Origin of the sequence: Stutzerimonas stutzeri, assembly GCF_024448955.1 — a bacterium.
GTDB classification, from domain to species: Bacteria; Pseudomonadota; Gammaproteobacteria; order Pseudomonadales; family Pseudomonadaceae; genus Stutzerimonas; species Stutzerimonas stutzeri_AQ.
In genome coordinates this window covers 132,311-157,465 of the sequence record NZ_JAMOIH010000006.1, presented here as the reverse complement: position 1 = coordinate 157,465, position 25,155 = coordinate 132,311, and the positions used below count along the sequence as shown (strand labels likewise).

Here is a 25,155-nt window from a genome sequence, read left to right as displayed (position 1 = left end):
ATAGCCGGCAGCACGCAGGGCTGCAATGAAAACCTCAGCCCTGCGGCAGCAAAATGACATCGCCATGGCCCACCGGCAGCCTGAATGCCGCCTCCAGCGATTGGCCTGCGACCAGATGATGCAGGGCGCGAATCGGTCCGGCGTGGGTCAGAAGAATGGCATCCGTGGCGGCTCGTTCAGCTAGGAATGCACGCAGACGATCGAGCAACTCGGGTAGGGTTTCGCCCTGTGGTGGTGCCGCGGTCTGCCAGTTGTCACCCCAATGGCGCGCGGCGGGGGAGTCCAGTTCCGCCCAGGTGCGTCCTTCCCAGGTGCCGAAATTCAGTTCCTGCAAGCGCGGGTCGATGCGAAAGGGTGTGCCCAGTGCTTCGGCCAGCTGACGGCAGCGCAGGCTTGGGCTGCTCCAGATTGGCGGCAAGCCGTCTGGAAACTGTAGCGCCACGGCTTTGCGGACTGCCCGAGTCTCTTCGGCAAAGCTCGCTGCCAGCGGCACGTCCAACCGGCCATAGCACAGGCCGGAGACCGCCACGCGGGTATGGCGAATCAGACAAAGCGGCACAGGGCCAGGACTCCCAGCAGGAAGGTCAGCTCGCTCAGCTGTTGCAGTGCACCCAGGCAGTCGCCGGTGAAGCCACCGATCCACTTGCGCAGCCAGCGGGCGAACCACAGGCGTAGTGCGATCAGCGGCAGCAGCGCCAGCCAGAACGGATGCGGTACCTCGATCCAGAGTAATGGCAACAGCGCCAGGGCTGCCGCGATCAGCAAGCCGCTGGCCGACATGCGCACCGCCAGCGGCTTGGCCTTGCCTTCGGGGCGCGCGTAGGGCTCGGTGAGCATCATGCTGGCGGCATTGAGGCGGCTGAGGGTGTGCGCCAGGATCATGACCGGGATGATGACGGCCGGTGGCAGCGAACTCAGCAGCAGGAACTTGCCGCCCAGCGCACCAACGAGCGCGGCGGCACCAAAGGTGCCCAGGCGCGAGTCCTGCATGATGGTGAGAATACGCTCGCGATCCCAGCCACCTCCCATGCCGTCCATGCAGTCGGCCAGGCCGTCCTCGTGAAAGCAGCCGGTCAGCAGCAGGCCGGCCACCATGCTCAGCAGCACCGCCACCGGGACCGGCCAGAGAAAGGTCGCGCCCCAGTAGACCAGCGCACAGAGCACGCCGATCAGGGTGCCGATCAGCGGGAAGTAGATCGCCGCCTGGTTGAGCTCGTCTTCGGAATAGGGCACCCGGGCCGGAATGGGGAGGCGAGTAAAGAACTGCAGCGAGAGCAGGAAACGATCGCTTTCCCGGCGCAGCAAGGAACGTCCGCTCATTGGGCGGCCTCGCCGGATACGCCCGCTTCCTCGAACGAGGCCATCTCGTTGAGAAAGCCGCAAGCGGCCTGCAGCAGCGGCCAGGCCAGAACCGCGCCGCTGCCTTCGCCGAGGCGCAGGTCCAGCTGCAACAGCGGGGTGGCGAGCAAATGATTCAGCAACAGTGGATGACCGCCTTCGTGGGAGCGATGGCCGAACACGGCGTAGTCGCGCACCGCGGGCGCGAGCTGCATGGCCACCAGCAGCGCCGCGCTGGCAATGAAGCCGTCGATGACAATCAGCGCGCCTTGCTCCGCCGCGCCCAGCATGGCGCCGGTCATCATCACCACTTCGAAGCCGCCGACCTGGGCCAGCACTTCAAGTACCTCATGGGGGCCGGGGCCGACACGCGCGGCAACCGCTTCGAGCGTGGCGATCTTGCGCGCCAGGCCGGCATCGTCCAGCCCGGTGCCGCGCCCGGTGGTGGCGCCGATCGGCAGGCCGGCGAGAAAGTGCGCGAGCAGCGTGGCGCTGGAGGTGTTGCCGATGCCCATCTCGCCGAAGGCCAGCACGTTACTGCCTTTCTCAACTTCCTCACGGGCGATGCGCCGGCCGGCTTCCAGGCCCTGTACGGCCTGGGCGCGGGTCATGGCCGGGGCTTCCAGTGCATTGGCGGTACCGTAGCCGAGCTTCTCGTGGCGAAGTGGCAGATCGCTGGGGAAATCGGCGTTCACGCCGGCATCCACCACCTGCAGGGCGAAGCCATGCTGGCGGGCGAAAATGTTGGTGGCCGCGCCGCCAGCGAGGAAATTGTGGACCATCTGCGGCGTGACTTCCGTCGGATAGAGGCTAACACCCGCGCGAGCCAGACCATGGTCGGCGGCGAAGATGGTCAGGCTGGGGCGGCGCAGGCTGGGCGTCAGACTCTGCTGGACCAGACCGATCTGCAGGGCCAGGTTTTCCAGCTGCCCCAGCGCGCCCAGCGGTTTGGTCTTGCGGTCGATCTTGTGGCGCAGGTCGGGGATCAGCGCGGGATCGGGGGTGTGGATGGTGAAGAGGGGGAGGGATGGCATGGCTGCGTACCGGTGGCGGCCTGGCTGGCCGGGCCGTAAGGAAAACAGAAGGGAGAGCGCGCGGGCACTTTAGCTGCTGCAGTTTGTGCACATAGGGCCGAACTTGTTCGGCCTTTGTGAAGCGGCGGCCGAATGATTTCGGCCCTACAGGTTGGCGGGCCGTGAGGAAAAATCTTCGGCGTTTCCCATTCTACGGTTGCTGCAGGCTCGTCAGCCGCGTACGTATTGCAGCCTCGATTCCCGCTGCGTCCAGGCCACATTCGGTAAGCATCTCGGCGGGCTTGGCGTGCTCCACGTAGTAATCGGGCAGGCCGAGATTGAGGATGGCTTGGAGCAGGCCTTCGCGCGTCAGGAACTCATTCACTGCACTGCCGGCGCCGCCCATGACGCTATTTTCCTCGACGGTCACCAATAGTTCATGGGAATCGGCCAATTGCCGTACCAGTGCTTCATCCAGCGGTTTGACGAAGCGCATGTCGACCACGGTGGCGTCGAGTGCCTCGCCCACCTGCAGCGCCTCTGCCAGTTGTACGCCGAATACCAGCAGCGCCACCTTCGAGCCTTGGCGCCGTATCACGCCCTTGCCGATATCCAGCGGCTCGAGGCCTGGTTCGATGGTCGCGTTCGGGCCGGTGCCGCGCGGATAGCGCACCGCCGCCGGGCCTTCGAAGTGATAACCGGTGGTCAGCATACGGCGCATCTCGTTCTCGTCGCTCGGCGTCATGACCAGCATGCCGGGGATGCAGCGCAGATACGATAGATCGAAGCTGCCGGCGTGGGTCGGACCGTCTTCGCCGACCAGGCCGGCGCGGTCGATGGCGAACAGCACGTCGAGGTTCTGCACCGCGACATCATGGATCAGCTGGTCGTAAGCCCGTTGCAGGAAGGTCGAGTAGATCGCGACCACCGGCTTGGCGCCCTCACAGGCCATGCCGGCCGCTAGCGTCACCGCATGTTGCTCGGCGATGGCAACGTCGAAATAGCGATCTGGATAGCGTTCGCTGAAATCGACCAGGTCGGAGCCTTCCTTCATGGCCGGCGTGATGCCGGTCAGGCGCGGGTCGGCGGCGGCCATGTCGCATAGCCACTGGCCGAACACGTTGGAATACTTCGGGCCGCTGGGCTTCTTCGGCGCAACCGGACCGCCGACGGGCTCCAGCTTGCTGATGGCGTGCCAGGTGATGGGGTCGACTTCTGCCGGGGCGAAGCCCTTGCCCTTCTTGGTCACCACGTGCAGGAACTGCGGGCCGGATAGGTCGCGCATGTTGCGCAGCGTGGCGATCAGCGTCGGCAGGTCATGGCCGTCGATGGGGCCGATGTAGTTCCAGCCCAGCTCCTCGAACAGCGTGCCCGGAACCAGCATACCCTTGGCGTATTCCTCGGTGCGACGGGCGATTTCCCAGGCGCCGGGCAGGCGCGATAGGACCTTCTTGCTGCCTTCGCGCATGCTGGTGTAGGTGCGGCTGGAAAGGATTTTCGCCAGGTAGTTGGACATCCCGCCGACGTTGCGCGAGATCGACATGTCGTTGTCGTTGAGCACCACCAGCATGTCGGCGCCAACTTCCGGGGCGTGGTTCAAGGCCTCGAAAGCCATGCCGGCAGTGAGCGCGCCGTCACCGATCACAGCGATGGATTTGCGCTTCTTGCCCTGCATGCGCGCGGCGATGGCCATGCCGAGGGCGGCGCTTATCGAGGTGCTGGAGTGGCCGACGCCAAAGGTGTCGTACTCGCTTTCGCTGCGGCGCGGGAAGGCGGCGAGGCCGTCTTTCTGACGCAGGCTGGCCATCTGCTCGCGGCGGCCGGTGAGGATCTTGTGCGGATAGGCCTGATGGCCAACATCCCACACCAGGCGGTCGTCCGGTGTGTCGTAGACATAGTGCAGGGCGATGGTCAGCTCGATCACGCCGAGCCCGGCTCCGAAGTGCCCACCCGTCCGGCCGACGCTATAGAGCAGATCCTGCCGCAGTTCGTTGGCGAGTTCTTCAAGTTCCGCTTCGCTCAGTCGGCGCAGTTGCTCGGGAATGGCCGCGCGGTCTAGAACGGGCGTCGCAGGGCGGACCCGAGGAATCTCATGGAACGTCTTGGGCATCGGGCGGATCGTTTTGGCTGAAAAAGAGCCGCAGTTTACCCGATGGTTACAGTGAGAAGAATGACCCAGGCATCAACGGTCGCCCCATAGACGCCGGCGATACGGCCAGGGACAGGCGGGCTCAGCTGCGGCGCTCGACGATGAAACGGGCCAGTTGGCGCAACGGCTCGGCGGCCGCACCGAAGGGCGCGACGGCATCGAGAGCCAGATCGCGCAGCTCCAGTGCGTAGGCTTTTGCCGCGTCCATGCCCAGCAAAGCCGGATAAGTGGGCTTATCGCGGGCGATATCGGCGCCCTGATGCTTGCCGAGCGTGACGGTGTCGCTTTCCACGTCGAGGATGTCGTCCTGCACCTGGAAGGCAAGGCCGATGGCTTGTGCGTACCGCTGCAGAGCGGCCAGCTTGTCGGCATCGGCATGTCCGCTGGCGAGGGCGCCGAGACGCACGCTGGCCTCGATCAGCGCGCCGGTCTTGTGGCGATGCATCAGTTCCAGTGCCGTGCGATCAAGTTTCAGGCCGACCGATCCGAGATCGATCGCTTGCCCGCCAACCATTCCAGCCGGACCTGCTGCCCGTGCGAGGCTGCTGAACATCTCCAGACGCAGGGCTGGATCGCTGGGGTTGTGCGCCTCGGCGGCGAGCGCTTCGAAGGCGAGGCTTTGCAGGCCATCACCGGCGAGGATCGCGCAGGCTTCGTCGAAGGCTTTGTGGGTGGTCGGTTGGCCGCGGCGCAGGTCGTCGTCGTCCATGGCTGGCAAGTCGTCATGTACCAGCGAATAGGCGTGGATCAGTTCGACGGCGCAGGCGGCGCCGTCGGCTTGCGCGCTGTCGCCTTCGAGCGCCTCGCAGGCGGCGTAAACCAGCAGTGGGCGCACGCGCTTGCCGCCATTCATCACGCTGTAGCGCATGGCTTGATAGAGGCGTTCGAGTTGCGGGCGGGGGGGGAAGAAGAGCGCCTCGAGACAGCTATCGACGCGTTTTTGGCAGCGTTGCTGGTACTCGTCGATCATGCTTCCGGGTCCACCTCGAAGGGGGCTTCCTGCAGCTTGCCGTCACGCTCCAGCAGGATCTGCACCTTTTGTTCGGCCTGGCTCAGGGCGGCCTGGCAGTCGCGGGTCAGACCGATCCCCTGTTCGAAACAGGTCAGCGAGTCTTCGAGCGACAGCTCGCCGCTTTCCAGGCGCTCGACCAACTGCTGCAGCTCGGCGAGGGATTGTTCGAAATCGAGGGCGACTTTCTTGCGGGCCATGGCGGAACCTGTTCTCTGCGGCTGCTCTGAAACGGGCGCGACACTAGCAGAGCTGGACGGCATACGCCATAAGTCGACCGGACGATCCGCCGCTCAGACCGTAGCCTGGATTAGCCGAAGGCGTAATCCGGGGCTCCGAAGGCGCAATCTGCGTCACTAAGGCGTAACCCGACATTCAGGCTATTGCCCGTAAATCGTCCAAAAGTAATAGACGGTCATGGTGCTGCCGACGCCTATGACGAAGGCGCGCAGCCAGTTGGCCGGCAGTTTTTTGCTCAGCGCGCCGCCTGCATAGCCGCCGAGTGTGGTGCCGATCAGCAGGATCGTCAGCTCATACCAGCTCACGCGCCCGGCAATGACGAATGTGGCTGTGGCAACGCTGTAGATGACGGCGGAAATCAGATTCTTCAGCGCGTTGGCGCGAACCAGCTGGTGGCCTTCGATGGAAAACGCCGCCAGTTGCAGGATGCCCATGCCCGCGCCGAAATAACCGCCGTAGATGGACACCAGCCCATGCGCCGCGAGCGATGACGGCGCATGCGGTGGTACAGCGCTTTCATCTTTGCGGCGTGCCGCGAGCCAGCGACTCAGCCAGGGACTGGCGGCGAACAGCGCGGTGGCTAGCAGCAACAGCCAGGGAATGAGCAGACTGAAGGAGTCGTCACCGCTTGCCAGTAGCAGAAGGCCGCCGAGCAAACCGCCGATCAGACCGGCCAGTAGCAGCGGGATCAGGTAGCGTCCCAGCGGCTGAAGGGCCGAGCGCGCAGCCCAGGCGCCGGCAAGGCTGGCGGGCCAGAGCGCCACGGCGTTGGTCGCATTGGCGGTAACCGGCGGCAGGCCGGTGGCCAGCAATGCTGGAAACGAAAAGAAGGTGCCGCCTCCGGCGAGCGCATTCATGCCTCCCGCGGCAAAGCCGGCAGCGATCAATAGCAACATGTCGAACAGCGGCATCGGAACGGCTCATGGCAAAAGAGACGCAGATTAGCCAAGGGGCGCGCGGCCCGCCAAGTGTTGTCAGCGCGACGCTGTATTGCGAACCGGAGCCTCAAGGCTTGTGCCGAGCCTCGTCCTGTCGCGTGCTGGTCAGCTCGTTGAGAATGCCGCAGCCTTGCATCGGACGGCTGCCAGTGCAGCAACCGCGCAGCGCCTGCAACTGATGCTCCAGAGCGTGGAGGCTTTCCAGCCGCATACGGACACGCTCAAGCTGTTGGTCGATCAGCAGATTGATGTCGCCGCAGCTGGCGTCCGGCTGGTCGGAAAACTCCAGCAGCCGACGGATGTCGGCCAGCCCGATATCCAGCGCTCGGCAGTGGCGAATGAACACCAGGTGCGCCAGTTGCTTGGAAGAATAAGACCGGTAGCCATTGGCGCCGCGCTCCGGGGCGGGCATCAACCCGACCTTCTCGTAATAGCGAATGGTCTCGACGTCCACGTCGGCCGCCTTGCTCAGCTCGCCTATGCGCATGATGGTCTCCTTCGTCTCGCTGCGATCGTGCTCAGGATAGGGCTTGACCCTGGAGCGGCTCCAGGGTGTGCAATGGCTCCGAATATAGTTCAGGAGACATTCCCATGTCGTCGAGATGCTGTGATTCAGGCTGCTCAACTCCGGCGGTCAGCCCGGGTTTTCGCAAGGCGCTGTGGTTCGCGCTGGCGATCAACCTGATCATGTTCGTCGTGGAGGTCAGCGGCGGGTTGCGGTCCGGCTCGGTCTCGCTACTGGCCGACGCCATCGACTTCGCCGGTGATGCCGCCAACTACGGCATCACGCTGGTGGTGCTGTCCATGGGCCTGGTCTGGCGTTCACGTGCAGCGATGGTGAAAGGCCTGTCGATGCTGGCCTTCGGTCTGTTCGTGCTGGTTCGCGCCGGCTGGGCGATCTATGTCGGCGTGGTGCCGGAGCCTCTGACCATGGGCGTGATCGGCGCGCTGGCGCTGGTTGCCAACGTCGTCGTGGCGCTGATGCTCTATGCGTTTCGCGAGGGCGACTCGAACATGCGCTCGGTCTGGCTATGCAGCCGCAACGACGCGCTGGGCAACATCGCGGTGATGATTGCCGCAGCGAGCGTTTTCGGGACGGGTTCCGGCTGGCCGGACTTCATCGTGGCGCTGTTCATGGCGGGGCTGGCGCTTTCCGCCGGTTGGTCGGTGGTGCGCCAGGCGCGGCAGGAACTGCGCACTGTGCCTTAACGTCGGCCGCGACCCGAGGCGATAGAGGCGACCAACGCCACCGCGCCCACGGTCACTGCCGCCAGTCCTGCCACCGCCAGCTTGCCGACGGTTTCGCTGCTCAGCGCTACGGCGTGGTCCTGAGCCCGGTCCCCGAAGCGGCCATCGGTGCGATGCAGGCCTTCGACCGGTTCGAAGAGGTTGTCCGGCTGCCCGGCATCGACCGGCTCGTCGGTCATCTGCCCGCTCCAGGCCTGCTTGGCCATCATACGATCGAGCAGGCCCGACATGAACATATTGCCGATGATCGCCTGAAGCGAGGCACGCCCCAGCCAGAGTTCACGCGGCGCTTCGTTGGCGGCGCGGAGGATGGCGCGTGCCGCGACCTCGGGCGTGTGAATCGGTGGTACCGGCTGGGCACGGTTGCGCATCTTGTTGCGTGACCAGTCGAACTGCGGCGTGTTGTGTGCCGGCAGCTGGACCATGGTCAGGCGGACTCGGCTGTTGGAGTGGATCAGCTCGCAGCGCAACGAGTCGGTAAAGCCGCGAATGGCGAACTTCGCGGCGCAATAAGCCGATTGCAACGGAATGGCGCGATAGGAGAGGGCCGAGCCCACCTGCACGATGGTGCCGCGATTGCGCGTCTGCATGTGCCGCAGCGCGGCCAGCGTGCCATGGACGGAGCCCAGATAAGTCACCTCGGTGACCCGCTTGTATTCCGCCGGGGTGATCTTCTCGACCGGGGCGAAGACCGTGGCCATGGCCGCGTTGACCCAGACTTCGATCGGTCCCAGCTCTGCCTCGATCCGCTCGGCGGCGCGGTCGATCGCCTCGGCATCGGCGACGTCGGCGGCAATCGTCAGCACCGTGGCGCCGGCCGCTTCGAGCGCCTGGCGCGTGTCGGCCAGGCCCTGTTCGCCGCGTGCGATCACGGCCACGTGAAAACCTGCCTGTGCCAGGGCATGAGCGGTCGCGCGGCCCACGCCGGCAGTTCCGCCGCAGATCACGGCAGTCTGGTCGCGGTTGGTCATCTCAAGCTCCTGTTTCCGGGGAATGGGTGAAGTCGCGAGCCAGCGCTGCCTGGTTTCTTCTTGTAACCCATGCCGTGTCGGGCGCGGGCTAGGCCCGGTGATCTGATCGATGTGACGTTCGGGCGATGAAAAGGCCCATCACGTGCAGCGGTGGCGCTTTCAGTTGACCGGAGGGGCAATAAGGGAGTTGCAGCCAGGCGATGAGCTGTGGATCGGTGCGGTCATTCGAGCGTGCGGTACGGATCAGCTGCCGGCGTCAGCGCAGCTCGGCTCGACGGTGAATGTCTTGGATGAATCCACCGGGCCGATCTTCTCCAGCGTGCGACGGCCAATCAGCACGGGGTAGTTCATCTTGTCCCGGTCGTTCAGCGAAAACTGCTCTTCATAGACTTGATTGCCTAGGCAGACTTTCATCATTACGACTGGGCGATCCTCGGCACCGCCCGCGCCCCGTACCGTGAGGTCCCGGACCATCTTCCGCTCCAGACGCGTCCTCACCTGCTTTTCGGTGTTGATGTCTTCCAGTTCGACGGTGAAACGTATCCAGTCCTCACCGTCTTTCTCGAAACGGTCGATATTTTCCGCATGCATAGAAGAGGTCAACGCGCCGGTATCGAGCTTGAACTTCACCGCTACTTTTTCCGGAAGAATCAGCCCTTCCTCGACCCAGCCGAGTACCTGTGGCGAGTCGGCGGCTGCTGTCGCCATGCCTGGTGACAGCAGCAGGGCCGCCAGCGTTATCGGGACGAGTCGGGTACGGATGAAGCGTGTCGGATGGCGCATCTATCACCTCGAAATCAGCGAAAGCCGTGGTTTCGATAGAGTCGGCGCGCCCGAATCCGTTCAGGTTTTATCGATGAACGATCAGCGAGCCGGGTCGGGACACGCGCCCGCACGCTTCAACGGCGGTTATGCAGCGGTACCACGACACGCGAATTCGGGCGCCCCAGCGTGTCGCCGATCGCTGCGCTGAGCGTGTGCTGCGTAAACGGCTTGGCCAGCGTGTGCAGCGGGCGACCGTCCTCGGACAGTTCCGCATAGCCGCTGACCAACAGGACCGGCAGCTTGGGCCTTTCGATTTTGACGATCTTGGCCAGTTGGGTGCCGGTCATGCCGGGCATCATTTGATCTGAGACCAAAATATCGAAGGCCTCATGCTGGCGAAGGATAGCCAGGGCCGCCTCGCCATCGCCGACCGCGGTGACTCGATGTCCCAGGTCCTCGAGTAGCTCGGTGGTATTGGCGAGTACCAGTGGGTCATCGTCTACCACGAGAATCGACAAGGCGGGGACCGGCGCCGCGATGGGTTCGTCTGGATGTTCGGATGCCGGGGTAGCCATCAGCGCCGGGACGCCCAAGGGTAGCCACAGTTCGACGGTCGTTCCCTTGCCCGGCTGGCTCGCCATTTCCAATCGCCCGCCCGATTGCTCGGCCAGGCCATGAGCCATCGAGAGGCCGAGTCCGGTGCCCTTGCCCGGCCCCTTGGTCGTGAAGAAGGGCTCGGTTGCCCGGGCCAGCGTCTCCGGACTCATGCCGATGCCGTCGTCGCGCACGATCAGGGCGATGAACTCCTGCATCGATTGTTCCGTTGGTGCCCTGAAGGAACGCGGCTGGCCTTCGATGCAGATCGTGCCGCCTGTCGGCATGGCGTCCCGTGCATTGACCACCAGATTGATCAACACCATTTCGAGCTGATTCGCATCGACGTAGGCAGGCGGCAGACTCAGAGAGAATCGCGTTTCGATGGCGATATTGGTCCCCACCGAGCGCTGCAGCAGCTCCCGCATGCTCATCACCACGTCCGGTAGCACGACGGAACTGGGGTTCAAGTCCTGCTTGCGGGCGAACGCCAGCATGCGCTGGACCAGGCTGGCGCCACGCTGTGTGGCCAATAAGGCGTTTTCGATCAGCGTGCTGGTTCGGGCCGTGTCGTTCGGCAGCCGCTTGCGCAGCAGTTCGAGATTTCCACTGACCACGGCGAGTAGATTGTTGAAGTCATGAGCGATGCCACCGGTCAGCTTGCCAATCGCTTCCAGCTTCTGCGCCTGCCGGAGCGCGGCCTCGGCGTGCCGGCGTTCGGTAATGTTCACCAGGCCGCCGATGATGAGCGCGCCGCGAGAAGTCTGCTCGAGGCGCGTGGAGGCGAGCACATCGATGAACACGCCGGCCCTAGCCACCAGGCGATACTCGGCGTTGAGGCATTCGCCGGTTTCGAGCAATGCCGGCCAGTCCTGGCTGAGCATCTGGCGCGCCGAGCTTTCGGTCATGAAATTGATCAGCGGCCGCCCGATCACGTCGCCTCGGCGATAGCCCATCAGTACGAGCCAGGCCTCGCTGACCGACTCGATCCGGCCTTCGTCATCCAGCGAATGCAGCGGCAACGGTGTCTTGCTGTACAGCTCGCGGAACCGCTCCTCGCTTTGGCGCAAGGCCGCTGCTTCGCGCTCGCTGATGATCGCCATGCGTCGGTCATGCATCGAGGCGGCAAGGCCGAAGAACAGCACGATGAAGGTCGAGCCAGCGACCGATAACGCCAGCGTCAACAGATCCAGACCGCTGTCGTGCGGCGCGGGCATCGCATCGTGCAGCGGGGTGAAACGCGCGCCGGCCATGGCCGTGTAGTGCATGCCAGCCACGGCAAAGCCCATCGCCACGGCCGAGACGGCCTGCAGTATCAGGCGTCGGCCGCGAGCCGATAGCCAGAGCGCTACGGTGGCCGCACCGATTGCGATGATCAGAGAGATAACCACCCAAAACGGGTCGTAGGATAGCTCGGCATGCATGGTCATCGCGGCCATGCCCATGTAGTGCATGGCGCCAATCCCCAGCCCCATGAACAGACCGCCGATCCCGAGCGTCTTGCGGCCCAGCCCGCGAATGCCGACGGCAAAAAAACTGATCGCCGTCACCGCAATCGGCACGACCAACGACCAGAGGGTGAGCGCCAGGTCGTACTGGATTTCCATACCGGGCATGCCGAAGGCAAGCATGCCGACGAAGTGCATCGACCAGATGCTGCCGCCCATGCAGACGGCCGCTGCGCATAACCACGCATGCCGCATCCAATCGGCCGAAGCGCGGGCGCGGCTGGCCAGGTCGAGCGCCGTGAAGGAGCCGGCAATGGCAATCAGGATGGACAGGCTCACCAATGCAGTGTTGTACGTGGTTAGCATCGAGGGATCCATTCAGACTTCGAGGCGATCGCCCTGTATATATTGCACGGGACGTCCAAGAGCGCCAGGTCGTTGGTCCGGAGATGCGATCGCCAGCCACATGGAGGTGAGCTTGCGGGTGTTTCACGAACGGGAAAGGTGTGGCTACTGATTGGGCAGGCGAGGCGGTGCCCTTTCAGGTTTTTGGTCCAGCCGAAAACAAAAACCTGAAAACATAAAAAAGCCGGCCTCGTGGGCCGGCTTTCCGTTAACGGTATTGGCTTATTTTTGGTAAGCCGCAACCGCCTTGGTAATTGCTGCGCGGGCTTCGTCGGCGTTGCCCCAGCCCTCGACCTTGACCCACTTGCCCTTCTCCAGATCCTTGTAGTTCTCGAAGAAGTGCTTGATCTGTTCGATCAGCAGCGGAGGCAGGTCGGTGTATTCCTTGATGTCCACGTACAGCTGGGTCAGCTTGTCGTGGGGGACGGCGATCAGCTTGGCGTCGCCGCCGGCTTCGTCGGTCATGTTCAGCACGCCGACCGGGCGGCAGCGGATGACCGAGCCCGGTGCGACCGGGTAAGGCGTCACGACCAGCACGTCCAGCGGGTCACCGTCGTCGGCCAGGGTATGCGGGATGAAGCCGTAGTTGGCCGGGTAGAACATCGGGGTGGCCATGAAACGGTCGACGAACAGGCAGTCGGTGTCGTGATCGATTTCGTATTTGATCGGCGCGTGGTTGGCCGGGATCTCGATGGCGACGTAGATGTCGTTGGGCAGGTCTTTGCCGGCCGGGACTTTGCTGTAGCTCATGAACATTGCTCCGTGGTCGGCCAACGCGGCCTGGGGCGAAAAAAAGTGGGCGCGATTATAGGCGCACTGTCGGGCGTTTTGCCATGCCGGTCGTGTGAACCCTTGCCGGCAAAAAGGCGCGCATTCGACGACCCGAACTCAATGAGGTTCCGCGTACTGCGGATGACTGTGCTGCAGCTGCTGCAGGCGTGTCCGCGGATCCTGTCGATAGAAGGCCGCCAGCTGCGCGTAGACCTCGGGAAAGGCCTGGTGCAGCACATCCGGCGCGCTGAAGAAGTATTCGCTGGTGACGGCAAAGAACTCCGCCGGGTTTTCAGCGGCGTAGGGATCGATCGGCGTGTCGGCATCCGGATCGGCATCCAGCACGGCGTCGAGTTGGTCGTAGGCGCTCTGCATCGCGCTTGCCCAGGCTTCGATGTGCATGTTGCGGTGCAGCGGCGGCAGGCCGTTGGCATCGCCGTTGAGCATGTCGAGCTTGTGCGCCAGTTCGTGGATCACCAGGTTGTAGCAGTCCCAGCCGCCGCTTTCCTGCACGCCGGGCCAGGCGAGGATGACCGGCCCCTGCGGCCAGGCTTCGCCGCTGTGCTCGCCGTCCCATTCGTGCTCGACGCCAGCCGGGTCGCGATATTTCTGCGGGCTGAGGAAGTCATCGGGATAAAGCACGATCTCATGAAAGCCGCGATACCAGCCGAGCTCGGCCAGGTGCAGCAGCGGCAACTCGGCCTGCAGCGCCAGCCGCAGGCGATCTTCGGCTTGCAATTCGACGCCCGGCAGCGCGGTGAGGCGCTTTTCGTGCAGAAACAGCACGGCGCGCTCGCGCAGGCGCGTTAGTTCCTCGTCGCTCAAGCCATCGAGGATCGGCAGGCTGTCGACCACGCGGCGCCACAGCTCAGCGCTGATCGGGTTGCGGGCGAGGATGCGTTTGCGCTGCCAGGCGCGGAAGGACCACATGCACGAAGTTCCAGCGGGGCGGGGCGCTCACATTAAGCGCCGCGGGTGGACGCGGCAAGGGCATCAGCGTGCTGCTCCAGGCCTGCCCCGGCGAGCTTGTGCGGGTTGACCACCGAGTAGATGTGCCGGATGTGCTGGCCGTCGCTGACCAAGGTCATCGCGGCATGAATGCGCTCGCCATGCAGCACCAGCACGCCGGGTTCGCCGTTGATCCAGGCGACCCGGGTTTGCCATTGGCCATCCGCGCGGCGGGCGATGCCGACAGCCAGCCGCACCGAGGCGCGCACGCCGTGCAACACCTTCGAGGCGGCAGTAACTTGGCCGCCGCCGTCGGCGATCCAGCTGACGTCCTCGGCGAGCAGTTCGGCGAAGGCCGTGCCGTTGGGGTCCAGCAGGGTCGTGGCAAAGCGCTCGACCAAGCGACGATGTGCAGCGGCGTCGACGACAAAGCGTGGCCGCTCGTCGCGCACCCGACGGCGGGCGCGGCTGATGATCTGGCGGCAGGCCGCAGGGGTTTTGCCCAGCGTTTCGGCGATCTGCTCGTAGGAATGTTCCAGCACGTCGCGCAGCAGCAGGGCTGCGCGTTCCTCGGCGCCCAGTCGCTCCAGCGCCACCAAGAAGGCCATGGAAATGTCCGCGCCGAGTTCGATCAAGCGTTCGCCTTCGTGGTCGATGCTGCCCAGCAGCGGCTCCGGCAACCAGGGGCCAAGATATTCCTCGCGGCGAGCGCGGCGTTGGCGCAGCTGATCGATGCCCAGCCGGGTTACCACGGTGACCAGCCAGGCCTCTGCATCGCGGATCGCCGCAGGGTCGGCCGCGCTCCATTTGAACCAGGCATCCTGCAACAGATCTTCGGCATCGGCGCGGCTGCCCAGCAGGCGGTAAGCCAGACCGAACAGGCGCGGACGCAATCCTTCGTAGTAATGGGCGCGATTCTGCACGGCGGCTCCTCGTGACGGTTGATCCAGTATGGACGGTCCGACGCGCGCCGTTGTGACAGTCGAGACGAGCTGTCACAACGATCCCGCTGGGTACGTCCTGGCAATGTCACTCATGACTAAGCCGGAGAATTCCCATGCGACTCGACTACCTCAAGCACGCCGACCCGCTGCCACTGCAAGCACTGACGGCTATCAGCGGCTACCTGCACGAATCCGATCTGGATCCGCAACTGCTGCAGCTGATGGAGCTGCGCGCCTCGCAACTCAACGGTTGCGCCTATTGCATCGACATGCACAGCAAGGATCTGCTGGCGCTGGATACGCCGCTGCCGCGCATCCTGCTGCTGTCGGCCTGGCGTGAGGCCAATGTCTACAGTCCGGCCGAACGTGCCGCGCTGGCATGGGCCGAGGCCGTCACCGAGCTGCCGGATGGCGAAACGCTCGACCGCTGCTACGGTGAGTTGACCGAGCATTTCTCGCCGCGGGTGATCACCCGGCTGACCTTCGCCCTCGTCGTGATCAACAGCTGGAACCGCCTGAGCGTCGCCTTCGGGCGCGAACCGGGGCAGTACCGACCTGGTGATCTGGATGGGGCGATGAAGCGCGCGCTGGAGCGCTTTGCCGATCTGCGTGGCGTTACCGAGAGGAGTAAGTAATGACTGACCATTCGGGCCGCAACGGCCTGTCGCTGCTCAATCCGCCGGGTCTGTACGACCCGGCGCCCCATGGCTATTCCCATGTGGCGTTGCTGCCGCCCGGAGCCCGGCTCGCATTCATCGCCGGGCAGGGTGGCGAGACTGTCGACGGGCGCTTGTCCGAGGATTTTCGCGAACAGGTCCGCCAGGCCCTGGCCAATCTCCGCCTCGCCATCGAGGCGGTGGGTGGCACTGCGCAGCAGATCGCCAAACTCACCGTGCTTATCGTCGACCACAGCGAGGCACGTTTGCAGGTGTTCGGCGAGGAGTTGGTCGGCGCGCTGGGATCGGGACCGAAGCCGGCTTGCACGCTGATCCCGGTGCCACGCCTGGCGCTGGATGGCATGCTCTTCGAGATCGAGGCGGTGGTGTTGCTGCCCGAGGTGTGACTGCCGCTGCATCGTGCGGCTCGCCTCCGGTCTGTGGTGGTTTGCGGACGAAACGGTCTGGCTCGTCGGAGCGCGTAGTGGCGCTTCAATGAATACGCGCTGGAGTTTCAGCCCAGCAGGAAATTGCCGGCGCGGGGTTCGCCGTCCAGCGTCGGCACCTCGGCTTCGTCCTTCAATTGCACACCGGAGAGCTGGCGGCGACAGGCTTCGCGCATGAGATACAGCAGACGATGCGCGGCCAGGTTGTAGGCGAGACCTTCGGGGCGGATGTTGGAGATGCAGTTGCGCTGAGCGTCGTGGCGGCCGACTTGCGGCGCCCAGGTGAAATACAGGCCCAGGCTGTCCGGCGAGCTGAGGCCGGGACGTTCGCCCAGCAGGATCACCACCATTCGGGCCTTGAGGCGTTCGCCGATTTCGTCGGCAATGGCCACGCGGCCCTGTTCGACGACGGCGACTGGCCCCAGCGACCAGCCTTCGGTGCGGCAGTGCTCGGCGATCTTCAGCGCCATCGGCGTGGCGTGGCGCTGCACGGCGAGGGCTGACAGGCCGTCGGCGATCACCAGGGCGAGGTCGCAGCCCGTGCTCGCATAATCATCAAGCATCGTGGCGCTGGCTTCGTCGAGTCGCCGGCCCAGATCCGGTCGCTGCAGGTAAACCTGCCGATCCGCGGCTGCGCTGTGCAGGTGCAGGCAATCGATGCCGTGCTGCTGCAGTTCGTTCTTTAGCGCCTCGCTGTCCAACGGCAAATGCACGGCATCGCGCGCCTGGGCATGGGCGAACTGGAAATCGAGCTGTGCTTTGGTGGGCAGGCTGGTGCCAGCCCGGCCGAGAGCGATGCGCGCCGGGGTGAGCTGGCGCAGGTGCTGCCAGGGGTTGGCGATGGTTGGTGTCCGTTCGTTCATAGGGCCTCGTGTTCGTGGTGTAGGAGCCAGCTTGCTGGCGAAACGGGCGATGCCGATGCTTTTTTCGCGAGCAAGCTCGCTCCTACAGGGGAGCGCGTGCTGGTTTCAGGTCAGTCGCTCCAGCGCGCGGCGGAACGGCTCGGGCAGTTCGCGCCCGAGGTGCAGCCGATTGCCGTCCTGCCGAAGAATCTGCATCTTCGCCAGCCATTCCGCGAATTCCGGCGCCGCGCGCAGGCCCAGCACCTGACGCACGTAGAGCGCGTCGTGGAAGGAGGTGGTCTGGTAGTTGAGCATCACGTCGTCCGAGCCAGGGATGCCCATGATGAAGTTGATGCCGGCCGCGCCCAGCAGGGTCAGCAGCATGTCCATGTCGTCCTGGTCGGCTTCGGCGTGGTTGGTGTAGCAGATGTCGCAACCCATGGGCACGCCCAGCAGTTTGCCGCAGAAATGGTCCTCCAGCCCGGCGCGGATGATCTGCTTGCCGTTGTAGAGGTATTCCGGGCCGATGAAGCCGACCACGGTGTTCACGAGCAGCGGCTTGAAACGGCGCGCCACCGCATAGGCGCGAGCCTCGCAGGTCTGCTGGTCGACGCCGTGGTGTGCGTTGGCCGACAACGCGCTGCCTTGGCCCGTTTCGAAGTACATCAGATTGTCTCCGACGGTGCCGCGCTTCTGCGACAGGCCGGCCTCGTAACCTTCCTGCAAGGTCGCCAGGCTGATGCCGAAGCTGGCATTGGCCGCCTCGGTGCCGGCGATGGACTGGAATACCAGATCCAACGGCGCGCCGCGCTCGATCGCCGCGATGGAGGTGGTGACGTGGGTGAGGATGCAGGCCTGGGTTGGGATCTCGTAGCGCTGGATGATGGCGTCGAGCATCTTCAGCAGCTCGCAGATGCCGCTGGTGCTGTCGGTAGCCGGGTTGATGCCGATCACCGCATCGCCGTTGCCGTAGAGCAGGCCGTCAAGGATGCTCGCGGCGATGCCGGCACCGTCATCGGTGGGGTGGTTGGGTTGCAGGCGGGTAGACATACGCCCCTGCAGGCCGATGGTGTTGCGGAATCGCGTCACCACGCGCGGCTTCTGCGCCACCAGGATCAGGTCCTGCACGCGCATGATCTTCGATACGGCTGCGACCATCTCCGGCGTCAGCCCCGGTGCCAGAGCCGCCAGCGCGGCGCCGTCGGCTTCATCGCCGAGCAGCCAGTTGCGAAAGTCGCCCACGGTCAGGTGGCTGACCGGGGCGAAGGCCGTCGCGTCGTGGCTGTCGATGATCAGCCTGGTGACCTCGTCGCGCTCGTACGGGATCAACGCCTCTTCGAGAAAGCGCTTGAGCGGCACTTCGGCTAGACACATTTGTGCCGCCACGCGTTCGGCATCGCTGCTGGCGGCGACCCCGGCGAGCAGGTCGCCGGAGCGCGCCGGGCTGGCCTTGGCCATCAGCTCGCGCAGGTCGTCGAAACGCCAGGTGGTGCCGCCCACGCTGTGCGAGTACGTCATGACTGCCTCCTTACTTCAGCGTTGCCTCGGCGTTCTCGATCGCCGCGAACTCCTCTTCCGGCGTGCCGGCGACCAGGTGATGTCGGCTGTACAGCGCGAAATAGGCGATGAAGACGCCGTAGATGATCGCCGCACCGATCACCACCCGCGGGTCCACCAGAAAGCCCGCCACCACGGCGATGCACGCCAGCACCAGCGCGACGCCGGAAGTGAAGATGCCGCCGGGTGTCTTGTACGGGCGATGCATGTCCGGGCGGCGCAGGCGCAGGGTGATGTGCGAGGCCATCATCAGCACGTAGGAGATGGTGGCACCGAACACCGCCACCAGAATCAGCAGGTCGCCCTGGCCAGTCAGCGACAGGACGAAGCCGATCACGCCCGGCACGATCAGCGCCAGCACCGGCACCTTGTTGCGGTTGGTCAGCGACAGCTTGCGCGGCAGGTAGCCGGCCCGCGACAGCGCGAAGATCTGCCGCGAGTAGGCGAAGATGATCGAGAAGAAACTGGCGATCAGCCCGGCCAGGCCCACCAGGTTGACGAAGCCGCTCATCCAGGTTGAGGACCCATAAGCGGTGGTCAGCGCCTCCACGAGAGGGTTGCCGGATTCGATCAGCGTGCTGGAACCGGCGCCGCCCGGTCCGACCAGCAGGATCAGTCCGGCAAAGGCCAGCAGGACCAGCATGGCGCCGATCAGCCCGCGCGGCATGTCGCGCTGCGGGTTCTTGGTTTCCTCGGCGGCCAGCGGCACGCCTTCGACCGCGAGGAAGAACCAGATGGCATAGGGAATCGCCGCCCAGATACCCACGTAGCCGAACGGCAGGAAAGCGCTGGCGCCAGCCGCGGTGGTGGGCGCGATGTCCAGCAGGTTGGCCACCGAGAAGTGCGGCACCATCGCCACGATGAACACGCCCAGCGCCAGCGCCGCGACGGCGGTGATGATGAACATCAGCTTGAGCGCCTCACCGACGCCGAAGATATGAATGCCGATGAAGGCGATATAGAAGGCGAGGTAGATCATCCAGCCGCCGATGCCGAACAGCGACTCGCAGTAGGCGCCGATGAACACCGCGATGGCCGCTGGCGCGATGGCGTATTCGATGAGGATCGCCGTGCCGGTGAGAAAGCCACCCAGCGGGCCGAACGCGGTGCGGGCGAAGCCATAACCGCCGCCGGCGGTGGGCACCATCGACGACAACTCGGCAAGCGAGAAGCACATGCATAGGTACATGGTTGCCATCAGCAGCGTGGCGATGAACAGCCCGCCCCAGCCGCCCTGTGCCAGGCCGAAGTTCCAGCCGGCGTAGTCGCCGGAAATCACGTAGGCGACGCCGAGGCCGACCAGCAGCACCCAGCCGGCGGCGCCTTTCTTCAGTTCGCGTTCCTGGAAATAGCTACTGCCGACTGCTTCGAAATCTACGGCATGTTGCGGTGGGGTCGCACTGCTGTGTTCGAAAGCCATGGGGAATCCCTCGTTGTTGGATTGGCGTCTCCCTAGCAAGCGTCATGCCCTGCGCCGCGAACCTTGCATTCGCGGTGTTTTGTCAGCGAAGTCCGGCAGGAACGCACCTTTTGCGGGCTCCGCAGCACCACGGCGGAGCCCGGCAGGTGTCTTGTTCGAGCGTGGGCGGCATCAGCTACCCACGCCAGCCATCAGAAGAAGCCCAGCGGATTGATGTCGTAGCTGACCAACAGGTTTTTAGTCTGCTGGTAGTGGTCGAGGATCATCTTGTGGGTCTCGCGTCCGACGCCGGACTTCTTGTAGCCACCGAACGCGGCATGTGCCGGATACAGGTGGTAGCAGTTGGTCCATACGCGGCCGGCCTTGATCCCCCGGCCCATGCGATAGGCGCGGTTGATGTCGCGGGTCCAGACGCCGGCGCCCAGGCCGAACTCGGTGTCGTTGGCGATGGCCAGCGCTTCGGCTTCATCCTTGAAGGTGGTCACACCGATCACCGGGCCGAAGATTTCCTCCTGGAACACGCGCATCTTGTTGTGGCCCTTGAGCAGGGTCGGTTGGATGTAATAGCCGGTGGCGAGCGAGCCTTCGAGCTTCTCGACACCGCCGCCGGTGAGTACTTCGGCACCTTCCTGCCGGGCGATGTCCAGGTAGCCGACGATCTTGTCGAACTGTTGCTGGCTGGCCTGGGCGCCGACCATGGTCTCGGTATCCAGCGGATCACCGCGTTTGATCTGCGTGACCTTCTTCATCACCGCTTCCATGAACGGTGCGTAGATGGACTCCTGCACCAACGCCCGCGAGGGGCAGGTACAGACTTCGCCCTGGTTGAAGAAACCCAGCACCAGCCCTTCGGCGGCTTTCTCGATGAAGGTCGGCTCGGCCTGCATGATGTCTTCGAAGTAGATGTTCGGGCTCTTGCCGCCCAGCTCCACGGTGCTGGGGATGATGTTCTCGGCCGCCATCTTCATGATGTGCGAACCCACCGGGGTGGAGCCGGTAAAGGCGATCTTGGCGATGCGTTTGCTGCTGGCCAGTGCTTCGCCGGCTTCCTTGCCGAAGCCCTGGACGATGTTGAGCACGCCCGGCGGTAGCAGGTCGCCGATGATTTCCGCCAGCACGGTGATGCCCAGCGGCGTCTGCTCGGCGGGTTTCAGGATCACGCAGTTACCAGCGGCCAAAGCCGGAGCGAGTTTCCAGCAGGCCATCAGGATCGGGAAGTTCCACGGAATGATCTGCCCGACCACGCCCAGCGGCTCGTGGAAGTGGTAGGCGGCGGTGTGCTCGTCGATCTCGGCGCTGGTGCCTTCCTGGGCGCGGATGCAACCGGCGAAGTAGCGGAAGTGGTCGGCGGCTAGCGGGATGTCGGCGTTCAGCGTCTCGCGTACCGCCTTGCCGTTGTCCCAGGTTTCGGTGATGGCGAGCTTTTCCAGATTTTCTTCGATGCGATCGGCGATCTTCAGCAGGATCAACGAGCGGGCCTGCACGCTGGTCTTGCCCCACGCGTCGGCAGCGGCATGAGCGGCGTTCAGCGCCTTCTCGATATCGGCCGCGTCTGAGCGCGGGAACTCAGCGATGGGCTGGCCGTTGACCGGCGAAGTGTTGGTGAAATACTGCCCGCCAACCGGTTCGACGAACTGGCCGTTAATGAAGTTGCCGTAGCGGGATTGGAAGGAAACGAGGGCCCCTTCGGTGCCGGGATGGGCGTAGCGCATGATGCGTCTCCGGATCTTGTAATTGCCGTGTGGACTGCTGTGATCAGCGTAGATCAAGGCCTGACGGTCCGCGAGCGAGACGACGTATGGGCGTGCCCGTGTCTCGATGCGCGCGGCGGGCTGTGCCGGGCCGCCTGTGCTAATCTGCGGCGCAGTTTTCGCCCGACGTTCCGTGATTCCGGATCCCGGCGTGGCCAATCCAGAGGTCATTCATGCATATCCATATTCTCGGCATCTGCGGCACCTTCATGGGCTCGCTTGCGGTGCTTGCCAAGGAACTGGGCCATCGCGTCACCGGTTCCGATGCCAATGTCTATCCCCCCATGAGCACTCAACTGGAAGCCCAGGGTATTCAGTTGACCCAGGGCTATGAGCCGAGCCAGCTCGATCCGGCGCCGGATTTGGTGGTGATCGGCAATGCGCTGTCGCGCGGTAATCCGGCGGTGGAGTACGTGCTGAACAAGGGGCTGCCCTACGTTTCCGGCCCGCAATGGCTGGCCGACCATGTGCTGCAGGGCCGCTGGGTGCTGGCCGCCGCGGGCACACACGGCAAGACCACCACCAGCAGCATGCTGGCCTGGGTGCTGGAACACGCCGGTATGAGCCCGGGCTTTCTCATTGGCGGCGTGCCGCAGAACTTCGGCATCTCCGCGCGGTTGGGCGGCACGCCGTTTTTCGTGGTCGAGGCGGACGAGTACGACAGCGCCTTCTTCGATAAGCGCAGCAAGTTCGTCCATTACCGCCCGCGTACGGCGATTCTGAACAATCTTGAATTCGACCACGCCGATATCTTCCCGGACCTCGCTGCGATCGAAAGGCAGTTTCACCACTTGGTACGCACCGTGCCCAGCGAGGGGCTGATCATTCATCCGCAATCGGAACAGGCGCTCAAGCGCGTGATCGGCATGGGCTGCTGGACACCGGTGCAGACATCCGGCGAAGGCGGGCAATGGCAGGCCAACCTGCTCAGCGCCGACGGCTCGCGCTTCGAAGTGATCTTCGACGGCGCTGTGCAGGGTGTGGTGGACTGGGAATTGACTGGTCAGCACAACGTCAATAACGCGCTGGCCACGCTCGCGGCGGCGCGCCATGTCGGTGTATTGCCCAAGCAGGGAGCCGAAGCGCTGAGTGAGTTCCGCAGCGTCAAGCGACGCATGGAAAAGGTCGCAGACGTTAATGGCGTGACCATTTACGACGACTTCGCCCATCACCCGACGGCCATCGCGACTACCCTCGATGGCCTGCGCAAGCGCGTCGGCGATGCGCCGATCATTGCCGTGGTCGAGCCGCGCTCCAATTCCATGAAGTTGGGCGCACACCGTGAAGGCCTGGCCGAATCGGTGGCGCTGGCCGATCAGGCGATCTGGTATGCGCCGCCAAATCTCGGCTGGGACCTGGCCGCGACGGTCGCCGGCTCGCCCGTCGAGACGACCGTATGCGACTCGCTGGAGGCGATCATCACCAAGGTCAAGGCCGACGCCACGCCGGGCACTCAGGTGGTGGTGATGAGCAACGGTGGTTTTGGTGGCTTGCATAACAAGCTGGCTGAGGCGTTGCGCTGATCGCTTAAGGTGGCAAACGCCTCGCGGTTTTTCACCCCCAAACTCGCGAACGGCGTAGGTGATGGGTTTCACCCATCCTACGGTATCACCTACGCGGCCCGACCGATCCACGGGCCGGGGGCAGGATCTTGTAGGATGGGCGCAGCCCATCGCGTGCTTGACGCAATCCAGGAATCAGAGCATCAATGAACGGACCGGAACGCATCACCTTGGCCATGACCGGCGCTTCAGGCGCGCAGTACGGCCTGCGCTTGCTGGACTGCCTGATCCAGGAAGACCGCGAGGTTCATTTCCTGATTTCCAAAGCGGCACAGCTGGTAATGGCGACCGAGACCGATGTCGTGCTGCCCGCCAAGCCGCAGGCCATGCAGGCGTTTCTTTCTGAGTACACCGGCGCCGCGCCCGGACAGATCCGTGTGTTCGCCAAGGAAGACTGGATGGCCCCACCGGCCTCGGGTTCCGGTGCGCCGACGGCCATGGTGGTGGTGCCGTGCTCGACCGGCACGCTCTCGGCGATTGCCACCGGCGCTTGCAACAACCTGATCGAACGCGCGGCTGACGTCACCCTCAAGGAGCGCCGCCAGCTCATTCTGGTGCCGCGCGAGGCGCCCTATTCGAGCATTCATCTTGAGAACATGCTCAAGCTGTCGAACCTGGGCGCGGTGATCCTGCCGGCCTCGCCCGGCTTCTACCACCAGCCGCAGACCCTCGATGACCTGGTGGATTTCGTCGTCGCGCGCATCCTCAATCTGCTGCAGATTCCTCAGGACATGCTGCCGCGCTGGGGCGAACACCATTTCGTCAGCGACGAGTGAGATAAAAGCCGATAAAAACGCTAGAGGCTGGAGGCTGGACGAGAAGCCGCGGCAAATGCCTGCGGATGCATCCGTAGGGCCGAATTTATTCGGCCGGCGTTTCAAATTGGCAGATCAACGGCCGAACAAGTTCGGCCCTACGGTGTGACAGGCTGCTAGCCTGCCCGCCCAGCATGTTGCTCCAAAGCCCACTGAACATGCTCACGCACCAGCTCCGAGGGATCGGCACGGCGCGCCTCCAGGGCTTCCAATACCGGAATGCTCGACGGCGCGTTGCCCAGGCCCACCGCCAGATTGCGCAACCAGCGCTCGTAGCCTGCGCGGCGTAACGGCGAGCCCTCGGTGCGGCTGAGAAATTCGTCTTCGCTCCAGCGAAACAGCTCCGCCAACTCGGCATTGTCCAGGCTGTGGCGTGGGTGGAAGTCGGTCTGTTCGGTCGGTTTGGCGAAGCGATTCCAGGGGCAGACGATCTGGCAATCGTCGCAGCCGAACACGCGGTTGCCGATCTTGCTGCGCAGCTCAACGGGAATCGAGCCCTTGAGCTCTATGGTCAGGTAGGAAATGCAGCGCCGCGCATCCAGTATCCGCTCGCCGACGAAAGCCTCGGTGGGGCAGATGTCCAGACAGGCCTGGCAACTGCCGCAATGCTGGCTGGTAACGGGTTCGTCGACGGGCAGGTCGATATCGACGAACAGCTCGCCGAGGAAGAACCAGCTACCGGCCTTGCGGTTGAGCAGCAGGGTGTTCTTGCCGATCCAACCGAGCCCGGCCTGCTGCGCCGCGGCTTTTTCCAGCACCGGCGCGCTGTCGACGAAGGCGCGAAAGCCGAACGGGCCGACCACCTGCTGGATACGTTCGGCCAGTTGCTGAATGCGTTTGCGGATCAGCTTGTGGTAGTCGCGGCCCAGCGCGTAGCGCGAGACATAGGCTTTTTCCGGCTCGGCCAGGCGCTGACTCATGCGCGTATCGCCCGGCAGATAGTCCATACGCAACGAGATGACCCGCAGCGTACCGGGCACCAGTTCCTCGGGTCGCGAACGCTTGTTGCCGTGCGCGGCCATGTAATCCATTTCTCCCTGGTAGCCTTCGGCGAGCCAGCGCTGCAGATGCGCCTCATGCTCGGCCAGGTCGACACCGGTGATGCCGACCTGCTGAAAGCCCAATTCGCGTCCCCATTCCTTGATGGATTGGGCGAGAGTGGTGGGGTCGAGGGTTTGACTGGGCATTGGATAAGGTCTTCGAGACTTCGTCGCGCATGGTGGGGTCGTTTGGTTCGGCGCGGTATATAAGGGCGGTGAACGCATCGGCGGGTGCCGTTGCGCTTGAGCGGCTGCGGTGAAACCCGATGCATCCACGGGCGGGCC

The 25,155-nt window shown here is 64.3% G+C and carries 24 protein-coding genes; 5 read left to right on the top strand and 19 right to left on the bottom strand.

Features of this window, described 5'->3' with window-relative positions:
- Window positions 1-34 precede the first annotated feature (34 nt).
- The 8 genes from NA645_RS08635 to cadR form a co-directional block, all read right to left on the bottom strand.
- A complete protein-coding gene (locus NA645_RS08635) occupies window positions 35-559 on the bottom strand; it encodes a histidine phosphatase family protein (RefSeq protein ID WP_256048462.1) in 525 nt (174 codons plus the stop codon).
- Entirely contained in the window at window positions 544-1,320 is a 777-nt protein-coding gene (locus NA645_RS08630; protein WP_256048461.1) for an adenosylcobinamide-GDP ribazoletransferase, read from the bottom strand. Before NA645_RS08630 ends, NA645_RS08635 begins: the two co-directional genes overlap by 16 nt.
- Complete coding sequence (gene cobT, locus NA645_RS08625; RefSeq protein WP_256048460.1) at window positions 1,317-2,372, bottom strand: nicotinate-nucleotide--dimethylbenzimidazole phosphoribosyltransferase; 1,056 nt, start codon at window positions 2,370-2,372, stop codon at window positions 1,317-1,319. The genes NA645_RS08630 and cobT overlap by 4 nt, the downstream gene beginning before the upstream one ends.
- 190 nt (window positions 2,373-2,562) lie before the next feature.
- Entirely contained in the window at window positions 2,563-4,461 is a 1,899-nt protein-coding gene (dxs, locus tag NA645_RS08620) for a 1-deoxy-D-xylulose-5-phosphate synthase (protein ID WP_256048459.1), read from the bottom strand.
- Between the two features lie 121 nt (window positions 4,462-4,582).
- The gene (locus NA645_RS08615) at window positions 4,583-5,470 is read right to left on the bottom strand and encodes a polyprenyl synthetase family protein (protein WP_256048458.1); all 888 of its coding nucleotides are present in this window, start codon (window positions 5,468-5,470) and stop codon (window positions 4,583-4,585) included.
- On the bottom strand, window positions 5,467-5,709 hold the full coding sequence (locus NA645_RS08610; RefSeq protein WP_102837024.1) for an exodeoxyribonuclease VII small subunit: 243 nt from the start codon (window positions 5,707-5,709) through the stop codon (window positions 5,467-5,469). The genes NA645_RS08615 and NA645_RS08610 overlap by 4 nt, the downstream gene beginning before the upstream one ends.
- Before the next feature lie 180 nt (window positions 5,710-5,889).
- A complete protein-coding gene (locus NA645_RS08605) occupies window positions 5,890-6,660 on the bottom strand; it encodes a sulfite exporter TauE/SafE family protein (RefSeq protein ID WP_256048457.1) in 771 nt (256 codons plus the stop codon).
- A 94-nt stretch (window positions 6,661-6,754) separates the two neighbouring features.
- Window positions 6,755-7,174 (bottom strand): Cd(II)/Pb(II)-responsive transcriptional regulator, encoded by a 420-nt coding sequence (cadR, locus tag NA645_RS08600; protein WP_256048456.1) that lies wholly within the window; start codon window positions 7,172-7,174, stop codon window positions 6,755-6,757.
- 104 nt (window positions 7,175-7,278) lie between these two features.
- On the opposite strand from cadR, the gene NA645_RS08595 reads away from it, so the two are divergent.
- The gene (locus NA645_RS08595) at window positions 7,279-7,896 is read left to right on the top strand and encodes a cation transporter (protein WP_256048455.1); all 618 of its coding nucleotides are present in this window, start codon (window positions 7,279-7,281) and stop codon (window positions 7,894-7,896) included.
- Here NA645_RS08595 and NA645_RS08590 read toward each other — a convergent pair.
- From NA645_RS08590 to sigJ, 6 genes are all read right to left on the bottom strand, one after another.
- Entirely contained in the window at window positions 7,893-8,906 is a 1,014-nt protein-coding gene (locus tag NA645_RS08590) for an SDR family oxidoreductase (RefSeq protein ID WP_256048454.1), read from the bottom strand. The genes NA645_RS08595 and NA645_RS08590 overlap by 4 nt on opposite strands.
- 243 nt (window positions 8,907-9,149) lie before the next feature.
- Entirely contained in the window at window positions 9,150-9,668 is a 519-nt protein-coding gene (locus tag NA645_RS08585; RefSeq protein WP_423836571.1) for an ATP-dependent zinc protease, read from the bottom strand.
- Between the two features lie 137 nt (window positions 9,669-9,805).
- Window positions 9,806-12,079: an MHYT domain-containing protein gene (locus NA645_RS08580; RefSeq protein WP_256048452.1), complete on the bottom strand. Its 2,274-nt coding sequence runs from the start codon at window positions 12,077-12,079 to the stop codon at window positions 9,806-9,808.
- Window positions 12,080-12,340: 261 nt separating this feature from the next.
- Entirely contained in the window at window positions 12,341-12,868 is a 528-nt protein-coding gene (gene ppa, locus NA645_RS08575; RefSeq protein ID WP_256048451.1) for an inorganic diphosphatase, read from the bottom strand.
- Window positions 12,869-13,006: 138 nt separating this feature from the next.
- Window positions 13,007-13,819 (bottom strand): zinc-dependent peptidase, encoded by an 813-nt coding sequence (locus NA645_RS08570; protein WP_256048450.1) that lies wholly within the window; start codon window positions 13,817-13,819, stop codon window positions 13,007-13,009.
- Window positions 13,820-13,851: 32 nt separating this feature from the next.
- The gene (sigJ, locus tag NA645_RS08565) at window positions 13,852-14,760 is read right to left on the bottom strand and encodes an RNA polymerase sigma factor SigJ (RefSeq protein WP_256048449.1); all 909 of its coding nucleotides are present in this window, start codon (window positions 14,758-14,760) and stop codon (window positions 13,852-13,854) included.
- Between the two features lie 134 nt (window positions 14,761-14,894).
- On the opposite strand from sigJ, the gene NA645_RS08560 reads away from it, so the two are divergent.
- Window positions 14,895-15,416 carry a carboxymuconolactone decarboxylase family protein gene (locus tag NA645_RS08560; protein WP_256048448.1) on the top strand — a complete coding sequence of 174 codons (522 nt, stop codon included), beginning with the start codon at window positions 14,895-14,897 and terminating at the stop codon, window positions 15,414-15,416.
- Window positions 15,416-15,844 (top strand): RidA family protein, encoded by a 429-nt coding sequence (locus tag NA645_RS08555; protein WP_256048447.1) that lies wholly within the window; start codon window positions 15,416-15,418, stop codon window positions 15,842-15,844. The genes NA645_RS08560 and NA645_RS08555 overlap by 1 nt, the downstream gene beginning before the upstream one ends.
- A gap of 107 nt (window positions 15,845-15,951) precedes the next feature.
- Here NA645_RS08555 and eutC read toward each other — a convergent pair whose 3' ends face one another.
- The 4 genes from eutC to exaC form a co-directional block, all read right to left on the bottom strand.
- The gene (gene eutC / locus NA645_RS08550) at window positions 15,952-16,746 is read right to left on the bottom strand and encodes an ethanolamine ammonia-lyase subunit EutC (RefSeq protein ID WP_256048446.1); all 795 of its coding nucleotides are present in this window, start codon (window positions 16,744-16,746) and stop codon (window positions 15,952-15,954) included.
- 105 nt (window positions 16,747-16,851) lie between these two features.
- Window positions 16,852-18,243, bottom strand: coding sequence for an ethanolamine ammonia-lyase subunit EutB (locus tag NA645_RS08545; RefSeq protein WP_256048445.1), 1,392 nt, complete (start codon window positions 18,241-18,243; stop codon window positions 16,852-16,854).
- Between the two features lie 10 nt (window positions 18,244-18,253).
- Window positions 18,254-19,702: an ethanolamine permease gene (gene eat / locus NA645_RS08540; RefSeq protein WP_256048444.1), complete on the bottom strand. Its 1,449-nt coding sequence runs from the start codon at window positions 19,700-19,702 to the stop codon at window positions 18,254-18,256.
- Between the two features lie 191 nt (window positions 19,703-19,893).
- Window positions 19,894-21,414, bottom strand: coding sequence for an acetaldehyde dehydrogenase ExaC (gene exaC / locus NA645_RS08535; RefSeq protein WP_256048443.1), 1,521 nt, complete (start codon window positions 21,412-21,414; stop codon window positions 19,894-19,896).
- Window positions 21,415-21,626: 212 nt separating this feature from the next.
- Here exaC and mpl point away from each other — a divergent pair, with 212 nt between their 5' ends.
- Both mpl and ubiX read left to right on the top strand, forming a co-directional pair.
- On the top strand, window positions 21,627-22,976 hold the full coding sequence (gene mpl, locus NA645_RS08530) for a UDP-N-acetylmuramate:L-alanyl-gamma-D-glutamyl-meso-diaminopimelate ligase (RefSeq protein ID WP_256048442.1): 1,350 nt from the start codon (window positions 21,627-21,629) through the stop codon (window positions 22,974-22,976).
- 185 nt (window positions 22,977-23,161) lie between these two features.
- Entirely contained in the window at window positions 23,162-23,791 is a 630-nt protein-coding gene (ubiX, locus tag NA645_RS08525) for a flavin prenyltransferase UbiX (RefSeq protein WP_256048441.1), read from the top strand.
- Window positions 23,792-23,946: 155 nt separating this feature from the next.
- On the opposite strand, the gene queG is transcribed toward ubiX, so the two are convergent.
- Window positions 23,947-25,017: a tRNA epoxyqueuosine(34) reductase QueG gene (gene queG / locus NA645_RS08520; protein WP_256048440.1), complete on the bottom strand. Its 1,071-nt coding sequence runs from the start codon at window positions 25,015-25,017 to the stop codon at window positions 23,947-23,949.
- Between the last annotated feature and the right edge of the window lie 138 nt (window positions 25,018-25,155).